The following is a 12895-nucleotide window of genomic DNA, read 5'->3' as shown; positions in this document are numbered from 1 at the left end:
TAAATTAACAATAGTTAAGTGCTTAATAAAAACTACGGAGTAACCATGAGTAAGCCATCGAATAAAGGAAATGCGTACGTGAAGCCAATTGCAGCGGTTGTTACAGCTACGCTTTCAACTTGGGCAAGTGCACAGGATGTTCAAGAACTATCGGTAACCAAAGCAGAAACTAAAACTGAGTCTAGTTATGTTGTAGAAAAATCAACGTCGCATAAATACACTCAACCGCTACTCGATACAGCTAAAACGGTAACAGTAATCAACCAAGCGGTAATGAAAGACAGAAACGTAGATAGCCTACGTGATGCTTTGCGTAATGTTTCAGGTATTTCTTTAGCAGCAGGTGAGGGTGGCTCACCTACTGGCGATAGCATGTCGATTCGTGGTTTTAGTGCAACAAATGATATTTTTGTTGATGGTATTCGCGATGTTGCAGGTTACACACGTGATATTTACAACATTGAAGCCGTTGAAGTTGCAAAAGGCCCAGGCTCTGCAGTTTCTGGTCGTGGCGCAACAGGTGGTAGTGTTAATTTAGAAAGTAAAAAAGCGAAGTTAGACAACTTTAACGACGTTTCTCTACGTTTAGGTACAGAAAACGATTACCGTGGTCGTTTTGATACTAACATCCAAGTAAACGACACAAGCGCACTACGTATTAATCTTCTTACTGATAAAGGTGATGTTGCAGGTCGTGATCATGTTGAAAACGAAACAAATGCTGTTGCGTTTGCATTTGCAACAGGGCTTGGTACAAACAGCCGTTTTGATTTAAACCTAGAGTATCAACGCCAAGACAATTTACCAGATTATGGTATTCCTTGGGTTTACAGTGATACGCCAGTAGCTGAACTAGCAGATAGTGCACGCTCACCTTCTCCTGTCGACTTTGATAACTTTTACGGTAATATTTACCGTGATTACGAAGATATTGAAGCTTACTCAACAACAGCTCGTTATGAGTATGATTTTTCTCAAAATACTACGTTACGTGTGCAAGGTCGTTTAGGTAAAGTTAAGCGTGAATCAGTAACAACTGCACCGCGTTATTTCTCGGTTACAACAGACACTGACATTACCTTTGCAGATGAAAAAACACGTGATACTGAAAATTCACTTGCTGCACTTCAAGTTGATTTAATTGGTAACTATGAGTTTGCTGGCTTTACTCACGACGTAGTAGTGGGTGTTGAACTTGCAAATGAAACGTTTACACGCCATAACTTTGTTGCAACTACGCCTGATAACCTAATTGAAGATGGAATACGTAACGACTTATACAAGCCTGATGCAACAATTGCATTTACGGGTGTGTACGGCCGTGACGGTACAAGCATTGAAGCTAAAGCTAAAAACCAAGCTATTTATGCATTTGATACAGTGACGCTTAACAAGCAATGGGAAGTTACAGGTGGAATTCGCTTTGATAGCTTCACTACGGATTATCACAACGATTACAATGATCCAAGCGCTTTAATTTCTACAAGTGACGACTTATTTAGCTGGAATGCAGCTGTAGTTTATAAACCTTCAGAAAACGGCAGTGTATATTTAGGCGCGGGGAATTCATTTAACCCATCGGCGGAAAGCCTAACGGTATCTACGCGTTCAAATGCAGCTGATTTAGACGCAGAAGAAAGTCGCAGTTATGAATTAGGAACTAAATGGAGCCTAATGGATGGCCGCCTGCAAACTAATGCTGCACTTTTCCGTACTGAAAAAACCAATGCCCGTACTGATGACCCATTTGCAGATAGCTCAAGTGACGAAATACTTGGTGGTGAACAGCGCGTTCAAGGTTTAGAGCTTTCAGCAACGGGCCTAATTACTAAAGAGTGGACTGTAATTGCTTCATACACTTACCAAGATAGCGAAGTAACAGAAGCATTAGGCGACGACGCAACTCAAATTGGTAACGAGCTTGCACGTACGCCTAAAAATAGCGCGAGTGTTTGGACTACGTACGATATGTCGGATAAGTTATCGTTTGGTTTAGGTGCGCAGTATGTAGGTGAGCGTTACAACGGCACTACGTCAACACGCTCTCGTGCGCCAGGTTATACTATTTTTGACCTGATGGTTGCGTATGACATATCAAAAGATTTGAGCCTGCAGCTTAATGGTGAAAACCTAGGTGATAAAGATTACGTTGATCAGTTAGGTGGTGGACACTTTGTACCAGGTGATGGTCGTAAGTTTAGTTTAACAGCGAGCTACTCTTTTTAATTTTAAAACAAATTAAAAAATAAAAGTAAGCATAAGGGCAGGCCTATTACCTGCCCTTAATTATTTGATGAAAATGTGAGAGGGCGCACATGATAGTTAAAATTCCAGAGCTATTAACGAAAGAAGAAGTGGCGTATTGCCATGAGGTTTTGCTTAAAGCGCAGTGGGCCGATGGCAGTATTACCGCAGGTCATCAATCAACCAAAGCAAAAAATAACTTACAGCTACCTGAAAATAGCCCTGAATGCCAAGAGCTTGGCGATATTATTATGGCAGCACTTGCGCGTAGTAATTTGTTTATGTCGGCTGCACTTCCTGCAAAAATTTTTCCTCCGTTATTTAATTGCTATCAAGGCGGGCAATCGTTTGGTGTGCATGTAGATAATGCAATTAGACAAGTGCCGGGTACGCCAGTAAAAATTCGTACAGATGTATCAATGACGTTATTTATTAACGACCCTGAAGACTATGAGGGCGGTGAACTTGTTATTGAAGACACTTATGGCTCACACAGTGTAAAGCTGCCCGCAGGCAGTATGGTGTTGTACCCTTCAACGAGTTTACATCGTGTAATGCCTGTAACGAGTGGGCGCAGATTAGCCTCATTTTTTTGGCTGCAAAGCATGGTAAACAGCGACGAAAAACGTGGTTTGTTATTTGATTTAGATATGTCGATTCAAAGTTTGCGCAGCAAAGTAGAAGATAGCCCAGAGATTATTCAATTAACAGGTGTGTACCATAACTTACTAAGACAGTGGGCACAGACATAACGAATATACTCGTTATTAAATACTAGATATAAGTAATTAAATATAAGTAATTAAAAGCTGCGCTTTTCGCGTGAGCAAGCGCTACGCCTACAATTAAAACTTAACGCTGTGGTTAAATTACCTGTAGACGCGCAGCTTGCTGGCGTAACGAGCGAAGCTCGTAATTTCTAGGTTTTGGTTTCTTCTTATTTATTCCTCTTTTTCTTCTCTTTGTGCAATAAGGTTTTAAGTGATTTATTCACAAAGAGGCTAAGAGGGCGCTGCGCTTTAGAGAAGTAAAGAGTAAGTGACAATCAATTTTAAAAGCTGCGCTTTTCGCGTGAGCAAGCGCTACACCTACAGCCAAAACTTAACGCTGTGGTTAAATTACCTGTAGACGCACAGCTTGCTGGCGTGACGAGCGAAGCTCGTAATTTCTATGTTTTGGTCTCTTCTCATTTATTCCTCTTTTACTTCTCTTTGTGCAATAAGATTTTAAGTGATTTATTCACAAAGAGGTTAAGAGGGCGCTGCGCTTTAGAGAAGTAAAAAGTAAGTAACAATCAATTTTAAAAGCTGCGCCTTTCGCTTGAGCAAGCGCTACGCCTACAGCCAAAACTTAACGCTATGGTTAAATTACCTGTAGACGCGCAGCTTGCTGGCGTAACGCGCGAAGCTCGTAATTTCTAGGTTTTGGTCTCTTCTCATTTACTCCTCTTATACTTCTCTTTGTGCAATAAGATTTTAAGTGATTTATTCACAAAGAGGCTAAGAGGTCGCTGCGCTTTAGAGAAGTAAAGAGTAAGTAACAATCAATTTTAAAAGCTGCGCTTTTCGCGTGAGCAAGCTTCACGCCTACAGTCTGAATTTAACGCTGTGGTTAAATTACTTGTAGACGCCCAGCTTGCTGGCGTGACGAGCGAAGCTCGTAATTTCTAGGTTTTGGTTTCTTCCCATTTATTCCTCTTTTACTTCTCTTTGTGCAATAAGGTTTTAAGTGATTTATTCACAAAAAGGCTAAGAGGGCGCTGCGCTTTAGAGAAGTAAAGAGTAAGTGACAATCAATTTTAAAAGCTGCGCTTTTCGCGTGAGCAAGCGCTACACCTACAGCCAAAACTTAACGCTGTGGTTAAATTACGTGTAGACGCGCAGCTTGCTGGCGTAACGAGCGAAGCTCGTAATTTCTAGGTTTTGGTCTCTTCTCATTTATTCCTCTTTTACTTCTCTTTGTGCAATAAGGTTTTAAGTGATTTATTCACAAAGAGGTTAAGAGGGCGCTGCGCTTTAGAGAAGTAAAGAGTAAGTAACAATCAATTTTAAAAGCTGCGCTTTTCGCGTGAGCAAGCTTCACGCCTACAGTCTGAATTTAACGCTATGGTTAAATTACCTGTAGACGCACAGCTTGCTGGCGTGACGAGCTTGCCCTTTTTACTTAACCCTTATAACCATTTGGGTTATTTGACTGCCAGCGCCAGGTATCTTGCATCATTTCATCAATACCGCGCACTGCTTCCCAGCCAAGTTCATTAAGTGCTTTTTCTGGCGCTGCATAACACGCTGCAATATCACCAGGGCGGCGAGGTGAAACCTGATAGGGTACAGCCTGATCGCTTGCTTTAATAAATGCATTAACCATTTGTAGTACAGAGTAACCATTACCAGTACCTAGGTTATAAACTAATGCACCCGTACTGCTGGCAATTTTATCAAGCGCTTTTAAATGACCAATAGCTAAATCTACAACGTGTATATAGTCGCGTACACCTGTGCCATCAACTGTGTCGTAGTCATCACCAAATACAGCGAGCTGCTTTAATTTACCTACCGCTACTTGTGCGATAAACGGTAAAAGGTTGTTTGGAATACCATTAGGATCTTCACCAATTAAGCCCGACTCATGTGCACCCACTGGGTTAAAGTAACGCAAAATAGCAAACGCAAAGCGCTCATCTGATTTAGCGATATCTTGTAGCATCATTTCAACCATTAACTTAGATGTGCCGTAAGGGTTGGTAGTACCGCCTACAGGGAAATCTTCTTTGATTGGTAAGCTTGCAGGGTCGCCGTAAACCGTGGCTGACGAGCTAAATACCAATTTAAATACACCCGCATCGCGCATCGCATCAACAAGCGTAAGCGTACCTTGAACGTTGTTTTGATAGTATTCAACTGGCTTTGCAACCGACTCGCCCACTGATTTTAAACCCGCAAAATGTATAACACTATCAACCGTGTGTTTTGCAAATACAGAATCTAAAAAGGGTTTATCGAGAATATCGCCTTGGTAAAAAGTGGCTTCTTTACCTGTTATATTTTTTACGCGCGCAAGTGATTCTTGTGATGAGTTACTTAAATTATCAATAACAACAACATCGTTACCTTGCTGTAAAAGTTCTAAAACAGTGTGCGAGCCAATATAGCCTGCGCCACCGGTTACTAAAATAGTCATGAAAGCTCCGTGGGTACCTTTTATCAATTAAGTTAATTTCACCATAAATAGAGGTGATTTACATGTTTTATCTGTAATTTATATGATTTTAATCGTATTTTTTTATATCAGCACATTAAATACTTTTGATTGCATTTTGTGCAAAACAAGTAACACTTGATTTGTAAGATTAAGTTATAGTTAATAAACAAGTGCTAAAATAGCTCTAGTAATAGCTAATACTAGGTTTACTCCAATCCACACTTTTGTGATTGGTTACCTCTTTGGAGAAAGATATGAATTTAGTTAAAAAAATAGCAACAACAATGTGTATCGCATTACCTGCGCTTGCCCATGCTGGTGAGTCTGTTGTTAAATGGAATGACTTTAATGATTATCGTGATGTGCGAGCGTCTAACCAAGCTAAGGGCTCGTATCACAAAAGTATTGCGGCAAGTTTTGAAAAACATATGTCTAAATTAGCTGAGCAACTACCAAAAGATTATAAGTTAAACGTAGAGTTTACTGATTTAGATTTAGCGGGAGATGTGCGTTATGGTGGTATGGAGGAAATTCGTGTAGTAAAACCAATATACTTTCCACGCATTAAGCTTAATTATTCGTTAACCGATAACGACGGTACAGTGCTTAGTAAAGATACTGATGTGGAGCTCAAAGATATGGGCTTTATGGATAAAATTAAAATGGGCCGCGACGAATCACTATATTACGAAAAACGCTTATTAACAGAGTGGTTTGGTGAGCAAATATTACCAAGTTTAGATTAACTTAAAATAAAAATGCCGCTAAATAGCGGCATTTTTATTTTTAAGCTTTACTTAAAAGTAGCTAACAGCGTGAGTATTTGTTGTAACTTAATAACGGTTGTTTTAAGTTTTTCTTCATCAAAACCATCGTTAGATAAGCTTTCAACGTCAGCGGCTACGTCAAGAACGTACGGCTTAAAACGTTTAGCTTCAAAGCTAAAACCAGCATCTTGTGCAAATAAGGCTTTAAATTTGCCATGGCCTTGCTGTTGTAGTTCATCGAGTTTTTTGTCGGCATCAAGCGCCTGACGATAAACAATTTTTAAATTAGTATTGAGTTGTTCAATAATTGAATCCATGGTTTTCCTAAAGCTTTGTACTGCATGGCCGACATAATACTTGGATTACATTTAAAAGTCAGGTTTGTTATATGAATATATCAGGCACAAGTTTACCCGCTGTTTCTGGCTCAGGCCAAGGCAGTGAGCTTTATAGCGCTGCTTTATCTAAAAAGCAGCAACTAGCAGATGGCGCAGCAGCACTTGCACTTATTGAAGGTGCTGCACAATCGTCAAGTGCACAAACACCGGCTAAGTCGGTAACTGCATCATTGGGTAACAACGTAAATATATATGTTTAAATTAGTTTAAGATCGATAGGTGTTTTGCTTTTTTGACCACCTATTTCTCTCACTAACTTAGGCACTAAAAATCCAGGCAGGGCTTTTAATAGCTCTGCCATTATTTTTATTGCGTCTTCTTCGTTAATATCAAAGTGGCTGGCCCCTTCAACTTTATCGAGCAAATACAAATAATACGGTAATACGTCTGCGTCAAATAACGCTTCGCTTAAATTTATTTGCGCATCGAGCGTATCGTTCACATCTTTTAAAATTACAGCTTGGTTTAAAAGCGTTACGTTTGCTTGTTTAAGCTTTTGCATGGCTGCTTTAAAGTCAGCGTCTATTTCGTTGGCGTGGTTTATATGATTAATAAAAATAATTTTTAATGGCGATTTTGCTAATCTCTCACATAACTCATCGGTAACCCGCGTGGGTATAACTACTGGCAAGCGGCTATGAATTCGCATTCGTTTTATTTGTGGTAATTGCTCAAGCTCATCTAAAAACCAACTTATTGCATCGTCTTTGGCCATCAGCGGATCGCCACCACTTAAAATCACTTCGTTTATATTGGCATCTGATTTTATGTAGCTTAGTGTTTCAAGCAGGCTTTTTTTATTAAGTTGGTTTTCTTGATACGGAAAATGCCTTCTAAAGCAGTAACGACAATTGACTGCACAGCCGGTTTTAAACATTACTAAAACACGTGATTTATACTTATGTAAAAGGCCGGGTTGTTCGTTATCTTGCTCAAGTAGGGGATCTTTATTAAAACCCGACTTAGTTAAAAATTCTTGATGACGTGGCATAACTTGTAGCAAAAGAGGATCGTTTGGATCGCCTTTGCGTATTTTTTTTATAAAAGGGATAGGCACGCGTACCGGAAATAAACTACGGGCTTTTAGGTCGTTTTCATGGACTTGGCTCGATAAACCGACCATTTCAAGCAAGGTTTTTGGGCAGGTAACTACATTTGCTAATTCTTTTTGCCAGTTTTTATGCAAATTTGCTTCATTTCTTTGTATCATTGGCATGTAGATTACTCGAAAAAATATAAATAGAGGAAACGATGGCGAATTATAGCACCAACGAGTTCAAGGGCGGCCTAAAAATTATGATGGACGGCGAGCCTTGCAGTATCTTAGAAAATGAAATGGTAAAACCTGGTAAAGGCCAGGCGTTCAACCGTGTTCGTATCCGTAAACTTATCTCTGGTAAGGTGCTTGAAAAAACCTTTAAATCGGGTGAATCAGTTGAAGGTGCTGATGTAATGGATACAGATTTAGCGTATCTATACACAGACGGCGAATTTTGGCATTTCATGAACAACGAAACATTTGAGCAAATTGCTGCTGACGAAAAAGCACTAGGCGATGCAGTTAAATGGTTAGTTGAAAATGATTTATGTACAATCACATTATGGAACGGCAGCCCTATTGCTGTTACACCACCTAACTTTGTTGAGCTTGAGATCACTGAAACAGATCCTGGCCTTAAGGGCGATACAGCGGGCACTGGTGGTAAACCAGCAACGCTTAGCACAGGCGCTGTGGTACGAGTTCCATTATTTGTACAAATTGGCGAAGTAATTAAAGTAGACACTCGTAACGGTGAATACGTAAGCCGTGTTAAGTAAGCTTTAACATTGTTTATAAAATCCCAGCTTAAGCTGGGATTTTTTTTGGAGAAAATATGTCAGCAGATCTTTGGGCCCCAAGCGCAAGCATTGAAACACTAAAACAACGTGCAGCGATATTACGTAGCATTCGTGAGTTTTTTTATGCACGTGATGTAATGGAAGTAGAAACGCCGAGCTTAAGCAGTGCCAGTGTAACCGATGTGCATTTGGCCAGTTTTAACACCACATTTGTAGGTCCAGGGCACGCAGGTGGGCTCCCTCTTTTTTTACAAACATCTCCAGAGTTTGCTATGAAACGCTTGTTAGCAGCAGGCTCAGGCGCTATTTTTCAGCTTTGTAAAGCATTTAGAAATGAAGAAGCAGGTAGTCATCACAATCCCGAATTTACAATGCTTGAATGGTATCGCCCAGGCTTTGATGAATTTGCACTTATGGATGAAATGGATGAACTAATGCGGCTTGTTTTAGATGTTGAGCCGGCAACAAGGCTTACTTATCAGCAAGCGTTTGAACAAGCACTTGGGCTCGATCCGCTAACAGCGAACATAGAGCAATTAAAGCAACTAGCGTGTGAGCATGGATTTGCTGATATAGCTCAAAATGAAACGCATAAAGATACCTTACTACAATTATTATTTTGTATGAAAGTGGAGCCTACAATAGGACAAGATAAGCCATGTTTTGTGTATCATTTTCCAGCTTCTCAAGCGGCACTTGCACAAATTTGTGAACACGATACACGCGTAGCAGGGCGCTTTGAGCTTTATTATAAAAATATGGAATTGGCGAATGGCTTTAACGAACTCACAAATGCCAGCGAGCAAGCTAAGCGTTTTAATGAAGATAACGCATACCGTGCTGAAAACGGTTTAAAGCAAGTGCCAATGGATACGCGTTTAATTAAAGCGCTGGAGCATGGATTACCTCAGTGCGCAGGGGTGGCTTTGGGTATAGATAGGCTTGTAATGCTCGCTACAAATAAAGAAAAAATTAAAGACGTAATCGCGTTTGATGTGCAAAGAGCCTGATGCTTGACTTGTAGGTGTAGGTGGAAAACCTGTAGGTGCGAATTTATTTCGCGCTCATGTAAATTAACTTTATAAATAAGCGAGGTATAAAACCTCACCTACAATAAACATCAACCCCAACAACCTACGGCAAACCTGTAGGTGCGAATTTATTTCGCGCTCATGTAATTTAACTTTATAAATAAGCGAGGTATAAAACCTCACTTACAAATAAAAACACCGCGTTTAAATTAAACGCGGTGTTTTTTTATTGCTTGCTGTAGCTTTCATTTGAAAGCCAACGGCTATGCTTTACAGATTAAGTGTAAACGTAACACCTGCTACGCGAGGCTCACCTAATTGTGTGTAGGTATGCGTTGCGTAACCATCTTGTGGATCGTTACCAAACTCAAAACCACGTGTAGGGACTGTTTCGTCAAACACGTTACGAGCCCATGCGCGTACTGCCCACATGTCAGCTTCGTAGCCAAAGCTTAAATTAACTAAGTTGCTGCTTGGTGCTTGTGAATTGTGACTATCTGAGAAGTAGTAATCGTCCTTACCTTCAATACCAACCATACCGTAAAATGCATTAGTAAAGTTATAGCGAGCAGTAAACGCATACTGGTATTTAGGTGACTGTGCTTGCTCACGACCGTCTTGATTTAAGCCTGACTGTGTCACAAAGTCGTCTATTTCGGTGTTTAAGTAACCAGCACTACCTGTTAAAAATAGATTATCAGTTAGTTGGTAACTACCTTCAACTTCAAGTCCGTAGTTGCTACCAGAACTTGCGTTATCAACATAACCGGTAAATTGCTGACCTTCTACTTGCCATGCTTTTAACTGAATATCGTCGCGGTGCATGTAAAATGCTGCTAAGCGAAGTGTAAATTTGTCATCAAGTGATGAACCTTTAACACCAAATTCGCCGCTCCATAAATATTCAGGGTCGAAACTGGTGTGTTGCTGGAAAAAATCAGCGCTTAGGTTTAAGCCTTCATCTTTTGCTTTAGCGAGGGCTTCTGAATTAATACCGCCGGCTTTGTAGCCACGGGTTATGCTGGTGTAGATCATAGTGCGATCAATTACTTGATATTCAAGCGCTATTTTACCGCCAACCATTACATCGTCAGTATCTTGTATAAAGCCATTGCTATCGGTGTAGTCGCCTTGGTATTGCTCTACACGTAAACCTGTAATTAATGTTGTTTTAGGACCAATTGGTGTCGCTACTTGACCATATACTGCAACATTACTCGTTTCGTAAGTTGAAGAAAATGGGCTTGCTAACCATGTGTATTGGCGCTCTAAATCAACGTCACGGTTTTGGTAATAAATACCCGCAACCCAGTTACCTGTTTTAGAGTTAAATTGTAAATCTACAGACTGATCGTCGCGATCGCGGCTGTAAAGATCGGTTGAGCTGTATCCATCAGGATGTAAACCTGCAGCACATAACTTTGGCTCACTTGTATCGTTACATACCCAGTCTTCGTCAAAGCTGTAAAGTAATTCGGTATCAATAGCCGACAGGTTTAAATTTACATCAAAAGCGTCAAAACCCGTGTAAGTATTATTAACGCCTATTGCGTAGCTTTGTTGATTATCTTGGCCTGGTTCATCGGCAACACTATTGCGGCTGTTATCAAGCGTAAACGCATCATAGCCGTTGTTTATATCAATATAGTGAAGGTTTAACTCAGTATTTAAATGCTTTGTAAGCTGGCTGTTTAATTTAAAGCGGGCTACTTGTTCGTCTTGATTTTGTGTTTCGTCATTTAAGTACAGATTATCTACGTAACCGTCTGACTTTCTGCGAAAGTAGCTAACGCGTGCGCTAGTGTCATCTGTTAAGCCTGTGCTTGCTGCAATGCCTGCTTCGCGGGTGTTGTATGTGCCAGCACCTACTTGTAATTTTAAGCTTGGATCGCTTGTGGCTTTAGCTGAACCCATTTGGATCATACCGGCCATACCGTCTGCGCCAAAGCGTGTACCTTGTGGGCCACGATAAATTTCTACTTGGTCTATATCAAATAATAATGAACTGCCACCAAGGCCAGAATAGTTAATACCATCAATAACTAAGCCTACAGATGGATTAATAGGGTCTACAAATTGTGAACGAAGTCCCACGCCACGAATTTGAATATAACGACCACGTGATGCACCAGATGCAAAATTTACATTGGCGGTACTGCCTAACATTTCGTCTAAGTAACTTGCACCACGTTGATTAATTTCATCTTCGCTGAATAAGCTCGCACTCGCGCTTAAAGTTTGAATGCTTTCGCGCTGAAAATCGCCAGTTACAACAATTCTTTCTAGGTCGCTATCATCAGCGTTAGCTGCAATTGGTGCACCAAGCAGCGGTAAAAGTGCGGCAGTAATTAAAGACAAACGTAAGTTCATTGGGTTACTTAACTCCATTTTAGGGACTCGTATGGTAGCAATTATTTAAACACATGTGCTATAAACGCGGCAATTATACGTTAAATAATCAGGATTACTAATATGACCTTTAAAGTTGACTTCAAGGTACGTGATTACGAATGTGACTTACAAGGTATTGTAAACAACAGCGTCTATTTTAATTATTTAGAGCATGCTCGACATGAGTTCTTGTACGCACACGGTATTGATTTTGCTCAGTTAGCAAAAGATAAAATTAACCTAGTCGTGATGCGCAGCGAAATGGATTATAAGCATTCTCTATTACCAGGTGATGAATTTTATGTGGTTGTAGAGCCGCAGCGTATTAGCCGTTTAAAATTTGCCTTTAAGCAAACGGTTATACGTAAAAACGATGAAAAAGTAATGCTCAATGCACTGGTTATAGGAACGTCTGTTAATGAAAAAGGTAGGCCATTTTTACCAGAGCAAATAGATAACGTATTCAAAACTACAACTTAGTACTTAATCGGACAACTTTTAAACTATCATAGAACAAAAATTTACATTTAAAACATGCATTTTTAACGGATAAAGGGCATAAATATTGTTACTATTACATTAATTAGACAATTAGTTAGTAGTAGCATGAAATTAGCAGCAATACCGATGCTTATAGTCGGTTTATGTGTTGGTTGCGCATCAACAGGGACGGTTACCAGTGAGCAGCTTAAATACACCCAATGGCAATTATCACGTGTTGATGGTTTAGCAATTCCACCTTCGTTTAATGCATCAATGAGCTTTATTGAAGCGCTGCAAGTAAACGGTTTTGCTGGCTGTAACAAATTTTTTGGTGAGGGCTCGCTTGAAGAAAGTAACCTTACCGTAAGTAAATTAGGAATGACGCGCAAGTCGTGCGGCGAAGACCTTGATGAGTTTGAGCAGCAGTTATTACAAGCCTTAAAGCAAGGTGCCGAGCTTAAAATGCAAGACCAGCAATTAGTCATGCAAGGCGAGCAAACATTTGTGTTTATCCCTAAATAATTTTAAGTTTTTGAAAAAC

General features: G+C 40.1%; 12 protein-coding genes. 8 read left to right on the top strand and 4 right to left on the bottom strand.

Going from position 1 to position 12895, the window contains the following annotated elements; translation table 11 throughout:
- Nucleotides 1-45 precede the first annotated feature (45 nt).
- On the top strand, nucleotides 46-2226 hold the full coding sequence (locus QT16_RS02970; protein ID WP_039485496.1) for a TonB-dependent receptor: 2181 nt from the start codon (nucleotides 46-48) through the stop codon (nucleotides 2224-2226).
- Between the two features lie 89 nt (nucleotides 2227-2315).
- Nucleotides 2316-2996 (top strand): Fe2+-dependent dioxygenase, encoded by a 681-nt coding sequence (locus QT16_RS02965; RefSeq protein ID WP_002960803.1) that lies wholly within the window; start codon nucleotides 2316-2318, stop codon nucleotides 2994-2996.
- Between the two features lie 1411 nt (nucleotides 2997-4407).
- Here QT16_RS02965 and galE read toward each other — a convergent pair.
- Nucleotides 4408-5424 (bottom strand): UDP-glucose 4-epimerase GalE, encoded by a 1017-nt coding sequence (gene galE, locus QT16_RS02960; RefSeq protein ID WP_002960801.1) that lies wholly within the window; start codon nucleotides 5422-5424, stop codon nucleotides 4408-4410.
- Between the two features lie 275 nt (nucleotides 5425-5699).
- On the opposite strand from galE, the gene QT16_RS02955 reads away from it, so the two are divergent.
- A complete protein-coding gene (locus QT16_RS02955; protein WP_024606381.1) occupies nucleotides 5700-6191 on the top strand; it encodes a DUF3016 domain-containing protein in 492 nt (163 codons plus the stop codon).
- A gap of 47 nt (nucleotides 6192-6238) precedes the next feature.
- Here QT16_RS02955 and QT16_RS02950 read toward each other — a convergent pair whose 3' ends face one another.
- Nucleotides 6239-6529 (bottom strand): hypothetical protein, encoded by a 291-nt coding sequence (locus QT16_RS02950; protein ID WP_002960798.1) that lies wholly within the window; start codon nucleotides 6527-6529, stop codon nucleotides 6239-6241.
- A gap of 71 nt (nucleotides 6530-6600) precedes the next feature.
- On the opposite strand from QT16_RS02950, the gene QT16_RS02945 reads away from it, so the two are divergent.
- Nucleotides 6601-6810 (top strand): hypothetical protein, encoded by a 210-nt coding sequence (locus QT16_RS02945; protein ID WP_002960797.1) that lies wholly within the window; start codon nucleotides 6601-6603, stop codon nucleotides 6808-6810.
- Here the strand turns inward: QT16_RS02945 and epmB are convergent.
- On the bottom strand, nucleotides 6807-7820 hold the full coding sequence (epmB, locus tag QT16_RS02940; protein ID WP_033031971.1) for an EF-P beta-lysylation protein EpmB: 1014 nt from the start codon (nucleotides 7818-7820) through the stop codon (nucleotides 6807-6809). The genes QT16_RS02945 and epmB overlap by 4 nt on opposite strands.
- Nucleotides 7821-7861: 41 nt before the next feature.
- Between epmB and efp the strand changes: the two genes are divergently transcribed.
- Entirely contained in the window at nucleotides 7862-8428 is a 567-nt protein-coding gene (efp, locus tag QT16_RS02935) for an elongation factor P (RefSeq protein ID WP_024596699.1), read from the top strand.
- Between the two features lie 56 nt (nucleotides 8429-8484).
- Complete coding sequence (gene epmA / locus QT16_RS02930; RefSeq protein WP_039485485.1) at nucleotides 8485-9459, top strand: elongation factor P--(R)-beta-lysine ligase; 975 nt, start codon at nucleotides 8485-8487, stop codon at nucleotides 9457-9459.
- 291 nt (nucleotides 9460-9750) lie between these two features.
- Here the strand turns inward: epmA and QT16_RS02925 are convergent, their stop codons facing one another.
- Entirely contained in the window at nucleotides 9751-11868 is a 2118-nt protein-coding gene (locus QT16_RS02925; protein ID WP_182749630.1) for a TonB-dependent receptor, read from the bottom strand.
- 84 nt (nucleotides 11869-11952) lie between these two features.
- On the opposite strand from QT16_RS02925, the gene QT16_RS02920 reads away from it, so the two are divergent.
- Nucleotides 11953-12351, top strand: a complete 399-nt coding sequence (locus QT16_RS02920; protein WP_039485478.1) for an acyl-CoA thioesterase — start codon at nucleotides 11953-11955, stop codon at nucleotides 12349-12351.
- A gap of 126 nt (nucleotides 12352-12477) precedes the next feature.
- Nucleotides 12478-12876, top strand: coding sequence for an META domain-containing protein (locus QT16_RS02915; RefSeq protein ID WP_010555269.1), 399 nt, complete (start codon nucleotides 12478-12480; stop codon nucleotides 12874-12876).
- Nucleotides 12877-12895 lie beyond the last annotated feature (19 nt).

This window comes from Pseudoalteromonas distincta (assembly GCF_000814675.1).
GTDB lineage: Bacteria > Pseudomonadota > Gammaproteobacteria > Enterobacterales > Alteromonadaceae > Pseudoalteromonas > Pseudoalteromonas distincta.
This window is presented reverse-complemented; position numbering and strand designations above follow the sequence as displayed.